The sequence below is a fragment of the Halobacteriovorax sp. XZX-3 genome (genome assembly GCF_043196495.1).
In the GTDB taxonomy this organism is placed as follows: Bacteria; Bdellovibrionota; Bacteriovoracia; order Bacteriovoracales; family Bacteriovoracaceae; genus Halobacteriovorax_A.
Map to the genome: position 1 here is coordinate 165,032 of NZ_JBEBMO010000002.1, position 18,455 is coordinate 183,486.

Genomic DNA, 18,455 nt, shown 5'->3' on the forward strand with positions numbered 1-18,455 from the left:
AAAAAAACCTGACAAATCTTGATGAAGCGTGTTAGAAAGTCTCATGCTAGATAGAATCTTCATTGAAATTTCAAATATTTGCAACTTGCAGTGCACGTTCTGTCCTGTTGTAGAAAGAGATAAGAAGGTCATGACGCCAGAAGATTTTGAAAAAGTCTTAATCCAGGCAAAGCCTCTTGCAAAGCAAGTGTGTCTGCATCTAATGGGAGAGCCACTGGCACATCCTAACTTCGTGAAGATTATGGAGATATGTGAGCGTAATGAGGTCCCAGTTCAAATTACAACTAATGGGGTGGTCATTGCATCTCGAAAAGAAATTCTTCTTAAAAGCAAAGTTTTAAGACAGATTAATTTTTCGATTCAAAGTTATAAAGACAATTTCCCAAATCGCGACTTCAATACTTACCTAAGACCAATTTTAGATTTTTCAAAAGAGTTAAATGAAACTTCACCTGAAACATATGTAAATTATCGTCTTTGGAATCTAGGCCGTAATGAACAAATTATGAAAGAAAATGAAGAGGTGTTTCAGACTCTAGAGAGATTCTACGATATTGAAATTAATCGTCGTACTCAAGTTGAGTCGATTAAGAGTAAAAGAATTTGGAATAAGGTTTATCTTCACTTTGACTCACATTTTGATTGGCCTGATTGGAATCTTCCAAACCAAGGAACACAAGGGCGCTGTCATGCCCTAAAAACACATATTGGAATTCATGCCGATGGAACTGTTGTTCCTTGCTGTCTGGATAAAGAAAGTCAAATTCCATTAGGAAATGCAATTGATCAAGACTTAAAAGCAATCCTTAGCTCTCCACGAGCAGTCGCAATGAGGCAGGGGTTTGATAATAATAAGCGTGTTGAAGAGTTCTGTCAGCACTGTACATATATCAATCGATTTCAAAAATAATTAATTAATAATACTTTTCAATTTTTGTAAGTTAGAAACCATCGCTTTACGGTTTTTAATTGGAAAGTTCTTTAGTTTAAGAGAGATCTTTTCTTGAACTTCACTCCACACATCACTGTAAAGTTGTTGGCCCTTAGGGCTTAAGCTTAGAATCGTTTGTCTGGCATCTTCACTAGACTTACTTTTTATTACGAGTTCTTCATCTACTAAAATATTAATAGTTTTAGTCATTGCAGGCTGGCTTATTCCGTGGTGATCAGCTAGTTCTCCAACTGTACTTAGCCCTCGGCCAATATTGGAGAGCGCCCTAAATTGAGGATAGGAAATATGTGGGGACGCCGCTTCTCTGAGTTCACTTCTAATAGAGCGAATAATAAATGGCATGACATCTAAAAGTATTCTTGAAAATTCTAAGTCTTTCACGTCTTTAGTATAAACCAAGGATGTACCGATCGTAAATTAATGCAGCAGCTGGAGAGCTGCTGCGGAAGGTTTTTTAATTATTGCTCAACTTCCAGATCAGAATCGTCTGAAAGCTCAGTATCTAAAGTAGTATCTGTAGTAGCTGAAGCATCTACACAATCACCAGTTGCTGCACAATCTGTTGCTGGCGCTGATTCTTCAATAACTGCTGCTTCATCTGAAGCAACTGAATCTGACCAATCTTCATTTGCGTAAGAAACAAAAGCTGATGATAGTAGAACTAGAAGTAGTAATTTTTTCATAATTAATCCTCATATGGTTTTAGTTATATAACTTGGTTATATATATTTGTTATATATTATTCCTTTCCAAAATTCCGTACAATAAAAAAATACAGTTTTTGTGTAAAACTTTTGTCGTTATAATAAAATCTGTCAGTTAAGATCAGATATAGGGGGGAAGTAATATGTGGAAACCACCAAAAATTGAAACAAAAAGGCTTGTGCTTAGAGAAATTAGGTTAAGCGATAAGGATTCTATTTTTGAATATGGAAAGAAGCCTCATATTTCGAAGTATACCCTATGGGAGCCTCATGAGTCAGTTGAAGATAGTGTCGACTTTATTGAAAAGTACGCATTTTCAAACTATGAGCAGGGGATACCAGAACCATTTGCTATTACTTTAAAAGAGAATGACAAGCTTATTGGTTGTGTCGGCTGCTTTTGGGTCTCGACAAAGAATAAATGTATGGAATTGGCCTATGTTTTAAACGATGACTTTTGGGGGAAGGGGATTATCGTTGAAGCCGCCCAGGAAGTGATAAATTATTGTTTTGAGAACTTTGATATTGAACGTATTCAGTGTCGTTGTAAGGCCGAAAATCTTCAAAGTGAAAGAGTCATGCAAAAGCTTGGGCTTAAGTATGAAGGACTACTTAGAAATGAAATTTATCATCGTGGTAAGCATTGGGATATGAAGTATTATTCAATTTTGCGATCAGAAATAGAATGATGTTTCTAGAGTTGCAAAAGTGTGATTAGTGGCACCTTTAAACTGAGGGCCATGCCAGTTCGCTTTCAATGTTACTCTCATACTTCTAAAAAATAGATTAAAACCAGCATCTGCTTTGTAGTAAATATCTTCCATGTCTTCGTCTGAAATAACGTAGACTGATTCAACCTTTTTTGAACCTTGTAGAACAGCATCGAAAAAGTTTGCGACATAAGAGCCGTTAGCAAATAATTCAAAAAAGCCAAGCCTCATTCCAAATTTAAGACCAATTTCGACATCTCGCTTAAGCCCACCGTAATGCCCTTGCAGCCAAGGAGATAATTCAAATATTGGACCTCGATTGATCTTAATAATTTTAAATTCTCCATTAAAAAAGTATTGATTACTTATTTGATTCTGCCAGCCATTAACTTGCGAAGAAGGTGTCATTTTATGAAATATATTTTGTAAAATACCTGCTTTAGCAGATGGGCCTTGTTGTCCTGTCCATAGATCCGCACGAAGATAGTAATCGCTATTAACGTGAGAGATTCCAAGAATTCCGTAGAGTAGGCCAGTATAAGGATGGTCTCCTTCTACTACAGTGGTACTTAAAGTTGCTTCTGGTGTATAGATTTTATGAGCAACTCCAAAGCGCAACTTTGTTAATGAGCCTTGAGAGTAGAGCCTTCGCTGATACATCAGTTCAAGACCATTAGAGTAATACCTATCAGTTTCAAATGGAGCATCATTATCGATTTTTATTGAAAATTCGTTAAGAAGCCTACTTTGCGCGAAAGCTGATAAGGTAAGAGTGAATAGGGTGACTATGAAGAACCACTTCATTAAACGATTGTATCATTTTAGGAAAAATCCATATCGAGATGGCCAACTTTGCTTGTTTAATTAAGTTAAATTCTATTATTTCAGTTAGTTATGAAGATAATGGCGATTAAAGGTATTCTTGTATTGTTTACAATAAATAAGATTGTCGACTTTTATGGTGCTATAAGCATTTCACTATGAATAGAATCGATTTGAAAGACAAAGTCATTGTTATTACAGGCTCTACTGGAGGCCTGGGTGCAGCTCTAAGTGTTGAACTAGCTGAACGTGGCGCAAAGCTTGCGTTGATGGATATTGATAGTGAAAAACTTAGAAAGCAGGCTAGTGAACTAGGAGGCTTAGCTCTAAGTATCGATGTAACTAGTTATGAATCTCTTGAACTGGCCATGGCAAAGGTCTTTGATTATTTTGGAAAAATAGATATCGTCGTAGCAAATGCTGGTATCACAAAAATGGCGCCAATGATCTCTTCAAGCGAAAAAGACTTTTCACAGGTGATTGATATTAATCTAAATGGTCCATGGCGCACATTCAAAGCAGCTCTTCCATATATTACACAAAGCAAGGGTTATATGGCCGCAATCTGTTCGATGGCCTCTTTCGTTCATTGTCCTTTACAAGCATCTTATGCTGCAAGCAAGGCAGGACTTCATGCTGTTTGTAATAGTGTTCGCATGGAAGTTCGACATCTTGGTATCGATATTGGAAGCTTTCATCCGACATTCTTTCCATCGCCATTAATGGATGGTGTGACAAGTGACCCTGTCGGAAATAAGCTTTGGGGTGGAAATAAAGAAGGTCCTTGGAAGATGATCTCCATTGAAGAGGTCGTCTCTGAAATTATCTCTGGAATTGAACAAAGGGTCGAGCAAGTCGTAATTCCAAAACGTAAAACTCTTGTTGCTAAGGCCAGTGGTTTCTTTAGACGCTATATCGAACGTCGTGGCTTTAAAGGGAATGAGATTGAAGAAGCAATTTCTCTTTCTCAAAATAAATAATTCTATAAACTCTTAGTGAGAATTCGGGGCCATCTGATATTCATCGCCATTATTTAATAAGTGGACTACTTCAGTAAAGTCGTGTGCAGACGCAATTACTTCTTCCGTGTCATTGGCAAGTTCATGGTCATAAAGGTAGTGATCAATACTATCTTGAAGCTTTTGATATAACGGTAATAACTTCGTTTCAATCTCAACAGCAAATCTTGATGATGTTTCATGTTTAACAAGTTCCTTTATACTTTTGTATATTGATTCTTGTTTATGAAAGAAGCCAAGAACTACTCTTGAAAAATAGATTACAAATGACATGAATAAGATACAGTTAACAATATCATTAACGACTAGTGAAAGTAGGCATGCAGATATTGTAAGGCTGTAGATATATTTAATTCTTGTATTTGCTGCAAGAACGATTGTGAATAGGTAACTACTTAGTAGTAGTGGAAGCGCCGTAGCCGAACTTGAGTTTAGATAATACTTCAGTGTAAATAGTAGTTGAGCATTAAAGAGATAAATATAGCTTATCTTTTGAATCGAGAAGTGATTCTTCGTCTTATAAAGGTGAAAGGCAAAAATCAAAAAGTTAATAACAATGGCCAAGCCTGAATAAGAAATATTTGCAACTGGATTAAAAAGATCTACAGCAAAGAATGCGTAAAAGGCAGTCATTGATAGAATGACGATAATCGATGATCTTTTAAAGTTGTTAAAAATTGGAATATTAAAAATATCAACTTGATGATCGAGTAAGTGATCAACATCATCGAACTCCTTCATTAAGAAGTCTTCAATACGATTACTATTTTTTCTCAAACTATTCTTAATCTTATCTTTATCGTCTAAGCCTGAAGAAATCATCGCAAGCATATTATTGATTGGATTGAGTAAGTTGTGAGTGAAGTAACTCTTTAGATTTAATATATTCTTATGAAGTTCTTTTTTATGCCAAATCTGATTCGCATTATTCTTAAAAGTAATCGATTGAATAGAGCTTACTGTCGTAATGAAAAGATGCAAGAATGTGACGAGAACAAGGCTTTGATCTTTAAGGAAGTAATTATTCGAGGCCATGATAATAAAGTGTAGAAGACAGTACTTAATATTTGTATGTTGTAAGTGAAACGCTAAAACAATAATTCCAGCAATATAACAAAGTGAACTTGTGGCAGAATAATCTGCAAGGCGAGGGTAAATTGACCAAATGAGACTTTCCACTACAACTGAGAAAAATATCACAAATGAAATATTTTTTTTAAAGAGTTTCTTATAGAAAACGATCGCCATAATTGAATCAAAGACAATCATATAATTCATCGTCGTTAGAAGATGCGGTTCAATATTATAGAAATAAAAGATCACGTATAAGACAATCATCAGAAGAACTGCAAGAAAGTGCATCTCGAAGAATTCTCGATATTTCTGATCTAAATGGTAGTAATCATTCACCAAAACTTTGTCCTGTGCAAACATAATTAACTAATTAGTTTTTATAACCTCTTAAAAGTATATTCATTATACAATACTTTATATTTGAAAAAAGTACATATTTAGTCCAGTATTGGTTAACGAGATTTTAGCTATTTATAGAATTAATGTGATTTTATTATCTTAAGTAGGCAAAAAAAAAGCCGCTTATTGAAGCGGCCATCATTTTATTTCATAACTTTTAGGAACTCGATCATAAACTCCTTATAGACGGAGTTACTGGCCTTTAGTGCCGCTTGATACGCTTTCTTAGCGTCAACTTTTTGAAGCATGTGTAAGTGGGCCTCTAGTTCTTCTTTTGATAAGCTTTCGTATGACATATCGAGGGCCAGTTTTATATTTCTTCCCTGTGCATCCAAAATTGCATCAGTTTGCTTTTGAGCGTTAGCAACGACTTCGTTTATATTCATTGTAGGATTTCTTTCTTGTTCAGTATGTACCATCATTGCCTGAATTAAACTCTTAGACGAAGCTGTTGATTGCTCTAGAAGTGCAGCTTCTTCAATAATACTGTTCACAATCTCTTTTTTATCCTCAGGAAGTGAGTATTCCTTACCATTTGTTATAAGATCTACAATCTTGTCCTGTGTTTGCTGAGCATTTTCTTGTAATTTTTTAGAGGTCTCACTATCTTGAATCTCAGCAATTGCCTCAAGTTCATCTAGGTCTAAGTTTTCATATGACTTTTCAAGCTTCTCTTGAAATGGAAAGTTTCTTACTAGCTCAAGAAGCTTCTCTTTTTTCTGTGGAGATTTCTCATTAAATTTTTTATTTTTAAAAGCATTTTCAAATGTTTCATTTAACTTTGCTTTAGATAGATCTTTTAAAATTTTTTTGATGACTATTTTCTTTTCACTCAAAAGCTCTGGACTATCATCTATCTTCTTCGCGGACCCACTCTCTGCTAGAGGACTACTGGCCAAGTTCGTCGACTTTTGCTGTTTTTCTTTTTCGACTTTTTGAGTAGGAGTTTTTACTGCTACATCTTCTTGTGTTTTATCAGAACTTGCGACAAAAAAATAAATCGCTATAACTAGTGCCGGTAAAATCCAAATAAGTTTCTTCATATATCCCCAATAATTAAAATCAGAACTCATATCATTTGTTCTATTATGCTAATAGGTTTGCTAATTATTTTACGAGACTATTTTTATTTAGGCGTATTGTAAACGAAGTGTGTAAAAACTAAGATAAATCCCACCTTATAGTGTAGTAGATGGTTAAGTGAAATGGTTGAAAGTGTTTGAGAGAAGAAAGGCGTAGAAAATAAAAAAGCCAGACTAGGTCTGGCTTCTTTATAAAACTGGTACTCCCAAGGGGATTCGAACCCCTGTTACCGCCGTGAAAAGGCGGTGTCCTAGACCGGGCTAGACGATGGGAGCGCTAACTTAATTCCCGGATTTGGAAACCAAAAAACATTAAAATGGTGATCTCTCTGCGACTCGAACGCAGGACCCTCTCCTTAAAAGGGAGATGCTCTAACCAACTGAGCTAAGAGACCATCTGTGTTTTGGTGAGATTGAATATAAGTAATCTTGGTTCAGAAGTCAACAGGGAATTTAAAAAAAATAAAAAAAAAGTGTAATTTTTTTAAGAAGTTAATTTTATTTACCCTTAGTATTTTTTATCGCCCACCTTGTCATCAAAGGCCTTATGAGCTAATTTAGCCCACTATTACTAGTGTTTTAAGAGGTAGGCTTCAGTGACAACAGAAGTAGATTCAACAAATAATGAATTAGAAAATTTTGATGGAAAAAAAGTAGCGTTTCATACTTTGGGCTGTCGTTTAAATTTTTCTGAGACAGGAACAATTTCTCAAGGCTTTGTTGAGCGTGGGTATAAGGTTGTTGAGTTTGGTGAGCAAGCTGATGTTACTTTTATTAACACATGTACTGTAACAGATAGTGCAGATTCAACTTGTCGAAACTTAATTCGTAAGGCACACCGTTCTTCTCCAGATGGAAAGATTGTTGTGGCAGGCTGTTACGCTCAAATGGATGCGCCAAGAATTGCAAAGATGACTGGTGTTGATCTCGTTTTAGGAACAAGTGAAAAATATAAAGTCTTTGATTACTTAAGCGAAGATGAAACAGATACAATCCACATCGATAAGTCTAAAGACTTCTTTGGTGCTGCAACTTCTAAAGAGGAAGGACACACTAGAGCTTTCTTAAAGATTCAAGATGGATGTAATTACGTTTGTTCATTCTGTATTATTCCTTTTGCTCGAGGACGCTCAAAGGCGGTTTCAATTGCACAAGCAATGGAAGAGGCGAGGGCTGTTGTTGCTCAAGGTTTTAAAGAGATCGTTCTTACTGGTGTAAATATTGGTGAGTACGAAACTACTTCAGGTGAAAAACTTTTAGATCTATTAAAAGAGTTAAATGCTCTGGAAGGTTTAGAGAGAATTCGTCTTGGTAGTGTTGAGCCGAATACGATTACAGATGAGCTTCTTGATTATATGCACGCTAATCCAAAGTTTCTTGATCACTTCCACGTACCTATGCAAAGTGGGAATGATGAAATTCTTTCGGGAATGAAGCGTAAGTATACTGTAGAAGATTATAAGACGATCATTAATAAAATTATCACGCGTTTTCCAAACGCTGGAATTGGAGCAGATGTAATCTGTGGTTTCCCTGGAGAGACTGATGAGCAATTCCAAGATACTTTTAACCTTTTAAAAGAGTTACCAATCACTCACTTCCATGTGTTTCCATATTCTAAAAGAAAGAATACAGTTGCTGCACGTATGGAAGACCATATTCAGCACCCAGTAAAAAAGAGTCGTGTAAAGACTCTTATGATGCTTGGAGATGCTAAGTTAAATATGTTCTCGGAAGACTATATCGGAGAGACATCTCAAGTTCTTTTTGAAAAGAAAGACAAACAAGGCCTATGGGAAGGTTATACTTCAAACTTTATTCGCGTTAAGGTTGCACATGATGGTGATTTAAAGAATCAAATTCATCAAGTTCGCTTAATTGAGTTTAAAGAAAATAAGGTTTTTGCTGAGTTATGCTAGATGCTGCGGCGCTCACGATCTTTTTGACAATTAATTAACAATTAAAAACGTTTTCCTAACACAACTTGAACACTCAGGTGGATGAATTTTTATATTCTAGTTTTGTCAGTAGGAAACAAGGTTGGCAAGCCTTAGAATTTTTTGTTCTGCTTTTAAAAAAACTCCACTTGCCGATTTTAATTTCTCAAGTCCCTCTCTGAATCTGAAGAAGTGTCTTACTGGCGAAAATCTTTGTGCTACTGCGTACATCTCTCTCTCCCGCTGTAGCACAAGGGCTTTATAAATTATAAATCCATCGCGCTTATTAGAAGATGCGATTGAGCATATACCACACACAATCTATGAGTAGCTTTGAATTAGGCACTCGCCTCAATGATGGTTTTCTGCGACGGCCATCTCAAAAAAAACCGACACAAGATGGATATAGGCCCCGAGGTAACTCAGGGCCGAAGTTCTAATTTAAATTTAGAAGTATTCTTTTAGAAATTTGATTTCAGATCTTTCTGGACCAAAAGCAATGATTCCTACAGGGATTTGAATCGCTTCTTCGATAAGAGCAATATAGTCTTTAACTTCTTGTGATAGCTCACCTTTGAAGTCATCGTTAAAGCCGGGTACTTCTTTTAGGATTGGCTTAACCTTTGCAAGATCAATTCCCGGATAAGCACAATCGATCGTACGACCTTCGTACTCATATCCTGTACAAACTTTTAGAGGTCCCATCTCACTTAGAACATCTAATTTTGTTAAAGCGATAGAAGTTAGGTTAGAGCATTTAACAGAGTATTTTAGAAGAGGGAGGTCAAGCCATCCACATCTTCTCTTACGACCTGTTGTCGCTCCAAACTCGCCACCTTTTGTTTGAATATCATCTCCCATTTGATCAAATAATTCAGTAGGGAATGGGCCTTCTCCAACTCTTGTTGTGTAGGCTTTTGTAATTCCTAAAACTTCTTCGACTGTTCCACCAGGAAGACCTGCTCCTGAGTAAATACCTGCATAAGCAGTAGAAGAAGATGTTACGAATGGGTATGAACCAAAGTCGATATCAAGTAGAACACCTTGTGCACCTTCAAAAAGAATTTTCTTTCCAGCGCGTTTTGCCTCATCAAGGAAGCTGAAAGTGTCACAAACAAATGGTTCAATTTCTTTTGCAAGAGTCATTAGTCTTTCAACTTCTTCCTCTACACTTGGAAATTCACATTCATATAATTTAGTGAATAATGTTTCTTTTTCTAAAAGGTTTGCTTTCAATTTCTCTGTAAGGACTTCTTTGTTAAAAAGATCTTTTACTTTGATACCCTTGCGTGAAATTTTATCTTCGTATGCAGGACCAATTCCTTTTCCTGTCGTTCCAATTTTGACAGGGCCCTTTGCTTCACGTTGACCGTCAAGAAGGCGGTTGTAGTAAGTGATAACAGAAGTGTTAGAAGATATCTTTAGTTTTTCAGGAGAAACAGTTAGACCAGAATTTTTTACATTTTCTATTTCTTTAGAAAATGCTTCTGGATCAAGTACAACACCGTGACCAATAACTGATACACAGTGATCGTGTAAAATACCTGAAGGGATTAGGTGAAGAACAACTTTTTTTGTTCCAACGATGATCGTATGACCTGCGTTGTTTCCTCCTTGGTAGCGAACAACAACATCGCATTTTAGTCCAAGTAGGTCAGTGATTTTTCCTTTACCTTCGTCTCCCCATTGAGAACCAATAATCGCAAGTGATTTCATAATTAAGCTTTAACCTCGTGTAGTAAATTATCGTTTAAAAAGAATTCTTTCAGTTGATTTACGGCCATCTCTCCAACTCTTAATTGAGCTTCATCAGTTGAAGCTCCTAGGTGTGGAGTTAGAACAAGATTAGGAATCTTACGAAGAGGTGAGTCTTCTTCAAGTGGCTCAGTTGCGAAAACATCAAAGCCTGCTGCTTTAAATTTCTTTTCCATAAGAGCAACAGCTAAGTCTTGCTCATTAACAATTCCACCACGAGATGCATTTACTAGAATTGCATGTGGTTTCATTTTATTAAATAGATCCTTGTTTACCATTCCTCTTGTTGCATCCATTAAAGGAGTGTGAAGTGTAATAATGTCACAAGTCTCAAAAATTTCTTCGACAGTATTTGCTTTAGTAACATAATCAAGATCACTCGATTCACAGAATGGATCAAAGAACTTAACTTGTGGCTCAAATCCTTGAAGACGTTTTGCAACGATCTTTCCAATTTGACCAAAACCAACGATACCAACTTTCTTATTTGCTAGTTCATTACCTGTGTACTTAGACTTGTCCCATCCGCCGTTTTTCATTGTTGCGTCTGCGGCAGCTGTATGTCTTAGAACTGTCATCATAAGTGCGATAGCATGTTCAGCTGCTGAGTTATTATTAGCGCCTGGAGTGTTTGAAACTTTAACTCCACGCTCACCACATTTAACTTTATCGATATTATCTGTTCCCGCACCTGCACGGATTACATATTTAAGATTTGGAGCAAGTTCAAGATATTCTTCTCCAATCGTAGTTGATGATCTAATAACAAGAGCATTTGCTTTTGGTAGTAGTTCTTTGATCTCGTCTTGAGATAATTTTGGTTTTGGGTGAACTTCTAATTCGCTGATAGCTTGTAGAGATGCAAAAACTTCTGCATCCATTCCATCACAAACGACGATAAATGGTTTCACTCAGGCCTCCATGGATTTTTTAAGTTTTTCTTGTATTGCGATTATAGAACGCAACTTGCTACATGTAACCCTTAATATTAGAAACTTTTTGTAAGTTGCTATTTAGTTTTTCGTTAACCATAATTATCATGATGCAAAAATTTAAAAAATTATTAGTATTACTTATATTCACGCAATTGTTTGTATCAGCATCTCTTGCTTCCTATATTCCTGAGGGCTACTTCGTTGGTCATGAGGATATGATTAGGAATTATCAGATAACTCAGGAATATTCTAAGGGTGATTTTGAGGCGTATATCATGGCCCAAAATCCTAGTGCTTCTGAGCAAGAAGCCACTCTCATTACTGATCGAGTCATTGAGGTCGCAGAGCTATTTGGGGTTGATGCAAAGCTATTTCTGGCATTGATCCGTATGGAGTCTAATTTTGTACGAGATGCTATTTCTCCAACAGGAGCAGTAGGGTTAACACAGTTTACATCCATTGGAGCGCAAGAAGTTTCCGATCAACTTGGTCAAAGAGGTCCTGATTACGCAAATCTACAAAATACACTTAATTTAAATAATACTCTTTCTGACGAAATTCCTGAATGGACACACTTGTGGCTTCGAGAGAGAACATGGGCAGAGCAGAAGCTCCTATTTTTACATGATCTTGATCTATCCCTAGTTTATGGCGCTATCCTTTTAAAGGTTTATTTGGCCAAGAATTACCAAGATGATCTCATGACAAATTATTATGAGGCGTTGGTTGATTACAATGGTGAGCCTGGAGAGAGAAAATTTTGGTATGCCCGCACAATCTTAAAGTTTTACGATGAAATCTAAACTTATTCGTGCTAAAAATTCTTTATGAAAAATATTCAAGTAATTAAAGCCGATATTACAACTTTAGATGTTGATGCCATTGTTAACGCAGCCAATAGTGAATTAAAAGCTGGTGGTGGAGTTGATGGTGCAATCCATGCAGCCTGTGGTCAGGAATTAGCTGATGAACTTAAGGAAGTGGGTGGATGTCCTGTCGGAGAAGCAAGACTGACTAAGGCATATAATATCCCTGCTGAATTTATCATTCACGCCGTTGGCCCAAAATGGGAAGGTGGAGGAAATGGTGAATCTGATTTACTTGAGAAATGCTATATCTACGCACTTTCACTTGCTCTAGAAAACGAATGTAAGTCTGTTGCCTTTCCATGTATCTCAACGGGAATCTTTGGCTATCCAAAAATTGAAGCTGCCATTACTGCAACTTCGGCCGTAAAAAGTTTTGATGCTATTGAAGAATTTGATGATGTAATCTTCTGCTGCTTCGACGATGAAAGCTACGAGATCTATAAAACAATTCTGTAGCCTCTACAAAAGAGTGATCTCTTAATAATACTTGAGTTTATTTACTCTTCTTCATTTTAGAATTTCTGTGAACGACTGATATGATACTTATCAAGAGGCACAATCATGAAGAAACGAAAAGTGTTCACTTATTTATTCCCACTATTGGCCATTGTTATTCTTGTGGCCTGTCTAGGTCGAGGCCACAATCTTAGAAAAATAAGAAGTGAGATGATTTCAGATCAATCTTTAAATGTAGGTACAAGGGCGCCGGCCAGTACATTTGTTGAAGGTGAGGAGGAAGTTGTTATTGGAAACTTCTTTGATATCACTCAAAAAAATTCTCTCGATGATACAGTCGGATTTATTCAAGAAGGGAATTGGTTTCAGGACACCCTAAAAGGATATCAGGGAAGTATAAGTCGCTACACCAATGATCCTGGCGCTAGGGCCATCTATGTCACAGATCTTTTGGGCGATTCGACCTATTGTATTTGGTACTACAGAGTGCCATCAATGAATGCTACAGATAATGCAATTATAGATATCTTTGATGGTGTTGAAGAAATTGGATTGGCCAACTTTAGTCTAAGACTTCAAAGTAGTGAAAAGGGACTTTATCCATTGGGTGAGTTCTCGTTTACTTCAGGACAGGAGAGTCGTGTGATTCTTTCAAAAGGTGCTGAGGATCCACTACTTCTAAGGGCCGATGAAGTAGTTTTCAAAAAGCTTGGTGATTATGAAGACTGTCAGGGAATAATTTATAAAGACCTCGATGAGAGTGCAACGATTATGGCCAAGGCTGTTGATCAGAAAACTTTTAAAGGAACCGATGGCTACCGTGAATACGGCGATTGGGTAAATAGTAAGCTTAAAGGTGCTGATGGAAATATTGTTCGAATGAGTGAAGATGAATATGCTTATTCAACTTATAACTTCATGCCTAGTAGAACAAATTATTGCTTACAAGTTTATCGACCTACGATTGTAGGGGCCCTATCAAATGTTAAAGTGAGTATCTTTCAAGAAGATGTGGAAATCTTTTCGACTTTTGTTAGTTATAATATGCAAAGTAGCAAGAGTGGTTGGGTAAACCTAGGAAAGCACGAGGTTGAGGCAGATAAAGTTGTTACGGTAATTTTTGAAAGAGACCCTCTCGACATCGGCTTATTACTAAGTGATGCCGTGAGGTTTATTCAATTATCTAAAGATCAAAGTTGTGATTAAACAAGTAAGTGGTAAGTAATAAAAGCACCACCATAAGCAAGAACTGTCATATACCCAAACATTAGGAAGACATGTCCCCAACCATCTGTTTCTCTTCGAACAATCCCAAGTGTTGAGATACATTGCATTGCAAAGGCAAAGAAGATTAGAAGAGACCAGGCCACGGCCGTATTAAATACTGGCTTATTTGTTTCTGGGTCAATCTCAGCTCTTAGTCTTTCTCTTAGAGTTGTTGATTCTTCATCGACATCACCTAGAGCATAAATTGTTCCAAGTGTTGATACGAATAGCTCACGTGCACCCATGGCAACAGTGATTCCAACTCCCATCTTCCAGTTGTATCCAAGTGGCTTAATAACTGGTTCAATTAATTTTCCAAATTGGCCAATAGTTGAGTACTCAAGAGAAATTGCAGCGGACTCTGCCTCTGACTTTCCAACAAGCAGCTCTTCAGCTGGTTTTGGGAAAGTCGAAAGAAACCAAATTACCATTGAAAGACCTAAGATGATTGTTCCGGCCTTCTTTAAAAATACTCTTCCTTTGAAGATCATCGCCTTAAAAGCGGGCTTAAAAGTAGGCATCTGATATAGAGGTAATTCAATAATGAATGATGTCGTACTACCTTTATAAAGAGTTAGTCTAAAGATTTTTGCAATAATAAGTGCAACAATACTTCCTAGGAAATAAAGGAAGAAAAATGCTAAGGCTTGAGAATTGAAAATTCCAAATACAGTTTTTTCAGGAACAAAAGTTCCAATAAGAAGAATATAAACTGGCAGTCTTGCCGAGCATGTAATGAGTGGAATCGTCATTAATGTTGCAAGTCTTTCTTTTTTATCTGAAATCGTTCTTGTTGCCATAATCGCTGGAACAGAACAAGCAAATCCCGAAAGATATGGTAGGAACGCTTTTCCATTTAAGCCAAAATATGACATGGCCTTATCTGTAATGATTGAAGCACGTGAAATATATCCACTTTGCTCAAGAAGACTTAGAAGGAAGAAGAGAATCATAATTTGTGGAAGGAAGATTACAACTCCACCAACACCTGCAATGATTCCGTCAACAATAAAACTATTTAGCATACCTTGCGGAAGTATAGCTGCAACGTATTCTCCGAATGCACCAACACCACCATCAATGAGATCCATTGCCGGACCTGCCCAAGTATAAATTGAATGGAAGATTAAGTAGAAAATTGCCAAGAAGATAACACCACCTAAGAAAGGGTGAAGAACAAAGTGGTCAATTTTATTTGAAAGTTGAATCAGGCTCTTATTTTTTCCAATCGCATATGATGCTTTTAGGTCTCTTGCTTTTCTTTGATACTTTTCAATCTGAGAAAGAGCAGAAACTTCATTTTGAAGCTCAACAAATTGATCTTCTTCAAAGCTCACATTAAATGGATTGTATTCCGTTGATTCATTTGAAAGTTTTATTTTATTAGTTGGAAGGAGAATTTCACTTGAAGAGTTTTCTCTTAAGAAGTTTTCAAGTGTTGCTCCACTGTCTCTCATTGTAGAGAACTTAATATAAGGAACACCAATGTGTTCGCCAATTTTATCAAAATCGTAATTCTTTGTTACATCAAGATCATACTTATTGAAGATGATTTTAATCTTGCCTCCAAAGAGTTCTTTAACAGCAAGTGCAAGAGATAGAGAAGAGTCCAGGCGAGCACAATCAACAACACAAACAATATCGTGAAATTCTGTAACTTGATTATTTCTTCCGATTAAAGTGGAAACTGTTACTGCTTCATCAATTGAAGATGGAACAAGTGAATAAATCCCTGGAAGGTCAACTACTGCTAACTTTTCTTCATGACGAGCATTAGAAATAAGACCCGCTGTTGCCGTATCAACAGTAATTCCATTGTAGTTTGCAACCTTACGATTCGCTCCAGAAAGGATATTGAAAATCGCCGACTTCCCTGAGTTTGCAGGGCCAATAAGTAAAATTTTTCTCATTAATTTAATTCCTCAACATTGATGAGACTAGCTTCGCTTAAACGAAGGGCAACTGTTTCACCATCTGTTAATCTAAGAGTAAGAGGAGAGCCTAAGAATGAAGGAGCGACAACTTGAATTGCATCACCTGGAAGAATCCCAAGTCCTGTCATAATTGTCTTATGTTTAAGTCCTTTATCAAATGATAGGATCTTAACATTTACGCCTTTTTTAACCTTCGATAAAACCATATTTAACTCCATTCGTCTCAATGGGCTTACTATAGTTTCATTAGTCAAACTTGTCTAGGAACACTTTACTGATATGAACCATGTTTACACAGTGAGTTAGTCGCGATAGAAGGCGTCGGTAAAGTGTGCAATGAGTGAATCGAGAACGTGTTCACCAAGAGTAAGCTGTCGATACTTCACTCCAGTGAGGTCGAAGATGCGACGAGAGATACGATTTGACTCAGTACCTGAATGTTTATCTTGTAAGTATACGATTTCTTTAATCTTTGAAGAAGCAAGAAGCTTGGCACACTCATGACAAGGAAATAGTGTCACGTAACATCTAGCGCCATATAATTTGTGATTTGAGTGAAGAATTGCATTGGCCTCGGCGTGAACAACGTATCCATACTTTTGTTGCTCGAGAGGGAGAGTTCTCTCTTTTCCCCAAGGAAGTTTTGTTTCATCAATTCCCGCAACAAAGCCGTTGTAACCAAAAGTTATTTGATGGTTATTATCATCAACAAAAACACATCCTACTTTTGTGGCCGGATCCTTACTCTTGAAACTTGCCATAATAGCCTGAAGCATAAAGTATTCGTCCCAATTTACGGCACTCTTTGTATTGATGTGATTAATCGACTTTTCCAACTCTGTTTTCATGGCAGCAAGATTAGTTAATTATCCTTCACTTGGCAACTACTGGAAGCTTGTTAAGTCAGATAGGGTGGTGCAAAATATTGGAATGACAAGAGAACACAGGAAGAATTTTTTACTATCCTCTATTAAGATGGCCGTTGCAACTTTATCAAGTCGTGTATTGGGTTTTGCTAGAGAAATTTTAATGGCCAAACTTTTTGGTGCTTCGGGGCTTACTGATGCCTATCAAATTGCTTTTCGTATTCCGAATATGTTGCGTGACTTATTTGCAGAAGGTTCTTTCTCATCTGCCTTTGTCCCAATATTTACTTCGGCCAAAAAAGATGGCGATGAACACGCTCGCAAGCTCCTATGGTCAATGGCCATTGTCTTACTAGCTATCACTTCGATTGTTTGTTTACTGATTTTTATCTTTGCTCCACAAATCATTCAAGTATTAACAAATGAGCTTTTTACTTCTGATGTAAATCGATTTGAATTATCTGTATTGTTAACAAGAATGATGTCACCTTTCTTAGCATTCGTTTCTGTGGCCGCGCTTTTTATGGGAGTTCTTAACACTTATAAAATGTTCTTTGCTCCTGCGATGGCACCAGCTGTTTTTAATATCATTATGATCATTGCGATGGTGACATTACCAAAGTACTTAGAAGCAAAGAATCTTCATCCGATTATTTCTTTAGGAATAGGGGTTCTTGTTGGTGGATTTTTTCAGATGCTTATTCAAGTACCGATGCTATTTTCAAAAGGACTTGTAAAGGTTGATGGTATTGATCTTTTTTCAAGTGATGTAAAAGAAATTTTAAAACGAATGAGTATTGGAACAATAGGCGTTGCTGCAACTCAGATCAATCTTTTGGTTTCAACTTTCTTAGCTACAGGTACAGTTGTTGGAGCTGTTTCTTGGCTGCAATATGCATTTCGATTATTTCAATTCCCTGTAGGAATTTTAGGTGTTTCGATTGGAAATTCCAATCTCGTTTACTTCTCTGAACTTTGGAGGGGAGGCAAGGAAGAAGAAGCAAAGGCAGCACTTCAAACAAGTTATATAACAAGTCTTTTTGTTCTTATGCCAGCAATGGCCTTAATGTTTGCACTTGCCCAGGACTGCGTTGCAATTTCTTTTCAGCGTGGAGCCTTCGGTCTTGATGATACTAAGATGGTAACAGAAGCACTTTATGCTTATTTATTTGGACTTCCATTTTATGGACTCTATAAGGTGTTTTCTCCGAGTTTTTACACATTAGATAAACCAAAGATTCCTGTAATTATCTCTTCGATTGCTGTCGGAATTAATATTGTCTTCTGTTTTTCACTTGTTGGTACATACGGTTTTAAAATTCTTGCTATGGGGACATCTGTATCGATGATTTTTATCATCCTTGTTCAGTCGATTCTATTATTTAAATTACTAGATTTAAGGCTTAATTTCTTCTTCCCGCTAAGATTTTTTAAAATTGGTTTAAGCTCACTATTGGCCTTTTATGCTACACAATATGTACGTGGCCACTTCCCAAATAATATTTTTTCGACTCTTGATAATCTCGCGGCCTTCGTTACTGCAGCGTGTGCAGGTGCTATTGCTTATGTTATTGTGCTAAGTGTCTTAGGGGATTATGTTTTAATTCAGCGCTTCTTAAATAAGATAATCCGCCGAAATTAGAATGGAAGTAATCATAAATTCTCTTGCTTGATG

General features: G+C 36.7%; 19 protein-coding genes and 2 tRNA genes. 8 read left to right on the forward strand and 13 right to left on the reverse strand.

The features are described from left to right. The first annotated feature begins 43 nt into the window (after positions 1-43). Positions 44-910, forward strand: a complete 867-nt coding sequence (locus ABMA70_RS11215) for a radical SAM/SPASM domain-containing protein (protein WP_103217749.1) — start codon at positions 44-46, stop codon at positions 908-910. On the opposite strand, the gene ABMA70_RS11220 is transcribed toward ABMA70_RS11215, so the two are convergent. Both ABMA70_RS11220 and ABMA70_RS11225 read right to left on the reverse strand, forming a co-directional pair. Further along, entirely contained in the window at positions 911-1,333 is a 423-nt protein-coding gene (locus ABMA70_RS11220) for a MarR family winged helix-turn-helix transcriptional regulator (protein WP_146037834.1), read from the reverse strand. A gap of 77 nt (positions 1,334-1,410) precedes the next feature. After that, positions 1,411-1,635, reverse strand: coding sequence for a hypothetical protein (locus ABMA70_RS11225; RefSeq protein WP_103217751.1), 225 nt, complete (start codon positions 1,633-1,635; stop codon positions 1,411-1,413). A gap of 164 nt (positions 1,636-1,799) precedes the next feature. Between ABMA70_RS11225 and ABMA70_RS11230 the strand changes: the two genes are divergently transcribed. After that, on the forward strand, positions 1,800-2,345 hold the full coding sequence (locus tag ABMA70_RS11230) for a GNAT family N-acetyltransferase (protein ID WP_392993472.1): 546 nt from the start codon (positions 1,800-1,802) through the stop codon (positions 2,343-2,345). On the opposite strand, the gene ABMA70_RS11235 is transcribed toward ABMA70_RS11230, so the two are convergent. Then, the gene (locus ABMA70_RS11235) at positions 2,331-3,170 is read right to left on the reverse strand and encodes a lipid A-modifier LpxR family protein (RefSeq protein WP_392993469.1); all 840 of its coding nucleotides are present in this window, start codon (positions 3,168-3,170) and stop codon (positions 2,331-2,333) included. The genes ABMA70_RS11230 and ABMA70_RS11235 overlap by 15 nt on opposite strands. Positions 3,171-3,346: 176 nt before the next feature. Between ABMA70_RS11235 and ABMA70_RS11240 the strand changes: the two genes are divergently transcribed. Next, positions 3,347-4,168: an SDR family NAD(P)-dependent oxidoreductase gene (locus ABMA70_RS11240; RefSeq protein WP_392993467.1), complete on the forward strand. Its 822-nt coding sequence runs from the start codon at positions 3,347-3,349 to the stop codon at positions 4,166-4,168. Between the two features lie 12 nt (positions 4,169-4,180). On the opposite strand, the gene ABMA70_RS11245 is transcribed toward ABMA70_RS11240, so the two are convergent. The 4 genes from ABMA70_RS11245 to ABMA70_RS11260 form a co-directional block, all read right to left on the reverse strand. Continuing rightward, the gene (locus ABMA70_RS11245; RefSeq protein ID WP_146037835.1) at positions 4,181-5,617 is read right to left on the reverse strand and encodes a hypothetical protein; all 1,437 of its coding nucleotides are present in this window, start codon (positions 5,615-5,617) and stop codon (positions 4,181-4,183) included. Between the two features lie 206 nt (positions 5,618-5,823). Continuing rightward, the gene (locus tag ABMA70_RS11250; protein WP_392993464.1) at positions 5,824-6,723 is read right to left on the reverse strand and encodes a hypothetical protein; all 900 of its coding nucleotides are present in this window, start codon (positions 6,721-6,723) and stop codon (positions 5,824-5,826) included. Positions 6,724-6,960: 237 nt separating this feature from the next. Next, a tRNA-Glu gene (locus ABMA70_RS11255) sits at positions 6,961-7,038 on the reverse strand. A gap of 42 nt (positions 7,039-7,080) precedes the next feature. Further along, positions 7,081-7,157, reverse strand: a tRNA-Lys gene (locus ABMA70_RS11260). A gap of 201 nt (positions 7,158-7,358) precedes the next feature. Here ABMA70_RS11260 and mtaB point away from each other — a divergent pair. Continuing rightward, entirely contained in the window at positions 7,359-8,681 is a 1,323-nt protein-coding gene (gene mtaB, locus ABMA70_RS11265) for a tRNA (N(6)-L-threonylcarbamoyladenosine(37)-C(2))-methylthiotransferase MtaB (RefSeq protein ID WP_392993461.1), read from the forward strand. 105 nt (positions 8,682-8,786) lie between these two features. Here mtaB and ABMA70_RS11270 read toward each other — a convergent pair whose 3' ends face one another. From ABMA70_RS11270 to ABMA70_RS11280, 3 genes are all read right to left on the reverse strand, one after another. Continuing rightward, positions 8,787-8,930: a hypothetical protein gene (locus ABMA70_RS11270; RefSeq protein WP_392993458.1), complete on the reverse strand. Its 144-nt coding sequence runs from the start codon at positions 8,928-8,930 to the stop codon at positions 8,787-8,789. A gap of 216 nt (positions 8,931-9,146) precedes the next feature. Beyond that, positions 9,147-10,415, reverse strand: coding sequence for an adenylosuccinate synthase (locus ABMA70_RS11275; protein WP_103217758.1), 1,269 nt, complete (start codon positions 10,413-10,415; stop codon positions 9,147-9,149). Positions 10,416-10,417: 2 nt separating this feature from the next. Beyond that, positions 10,418-11,365 carry a hydroxyacid dehydrogenase gene (locus ABMA70_RS11280; protein WP_392993455.1) on the reverse strand — a complete coding sequence of 316 codons (948 nt, stop codon included), beginning with the start codon at positions 11,363-11,365 and terminating at the stop codon, positions 10,418-10,420. A 131-nt stretch (positions 11,366-11,496) separates the two neighbouring features. Here ABMA70_RS11280 and ABMA70_RS11285 point away from each other — a divergent pair, with 131 nt between their 5' ends. The 3 genes from ABMA70_RS11285 to ABMA70_RS11295 all read left to right on the forward strand — a co-directional run bounded on the left by ABMA70_RS11285 (position 11,497) and on the right by ABMA70_RS11295 (position 13,920). Beyond that, entirely contained in the window at positions 11,497-12,192 is a 696-nt protein-coding gene (locus ABMA70_RS11285) for a transglycosylase SLT domain-containing protein (protein ID WP_393022237.1), read from the forward strand. Between the two features lie 24 nt (positions 12,193-12,216). Continuing rightward, positions 12,217-12,714 carry a macro domain-containing protein gene (locus ABMA70_RS11290; protein ID WP_103217761.1) on the forward strand — a complete coding sequence of 166 codons (498 nt, stop codon included), beginning with the start codon at positions 12,217-12,219 and terminating at the stop codon, positions 12,712-12,714. Positions 12,715-12,819: 105 nt separating this feature from the next. Next, positions 12,820-13,920: a hypothetical protein gene (locus ABMA70_RS11295; protein WP_392993450.1), complete on the forward strand. Its 1,101-nt coding sequence runs from the start codon at positions 12,820-12,822 to the stop codon at positions 13,918-13,920. On the opposite strand, the gene feoB is transcribed toward ABMA70_RS11295, so the two are convergent. From feoB to ABMA70_RS11310, 3 genes are all read right to left on the reverse strand, one after another. Continuing rightward, positions 13,917-15,890 carry a ferrous iron transport protein B gene (feoB, locus tag ABMA70_RS11300; protein WP_392993447.1) on the reverse strand — a complete coding sequence of 658 codons (1,974 nt, stop codon included), beginning with the start codon at positions 15,888-15,890 and terminating at the stop codon, positions 13,917-13,919. The genes ABMA70_RS11295 and feoB overlap by 4 nt on opposite strands. Further along, positions 15,890-16,120: a ferrous iron transport protein A gene (locus ABMA70_RS11305; protein WP_392993444.1), complete on the reverse strand. Its 231-nt coding sequence runs from the start codon at positions 16,118-16,120 to the stop codon at positions 15,890-15,892. The genes feoB and ABMA70_RS11305 overlap by 1 nt, the downstream gene beginning before the upstream one ends. Before the next feature lie 96 nt (positions 16,121-16,216). Next, positions 16,217-16,762 (reverse strand): dCMP deaminase family protein, encoded by a 546-nt coding sequence (locus ABMA70_RS11310; protein ID WP_103217765.1) that lies wholly within the window; start codon positions 16,760-16,762, stop codon positions 16,217-16,219. Between ABMA70_RS11310 and murJ the strand changes: the two genes are divergently transcribed. Further along, positions 16,761-18,422 carry a murein biosynthesis integral membrane protein MurJ gene (murJ, locus tag ABMA70_RS11315; RefSeq protein ID WP_392993441.1) on the forward strand — a complete coding sequence of 554 codons (1,662 nt, stop codon included), beginning with the start codon at positions 16,761-16,763 and terminating at the stop codon, positions 18,420-18,422. The genes ABMA70_RS11310 and murJ overlap by 2 nt on opposite strands. Positions 18,423-18,455 lie beyond the last annotated feature (33 nt).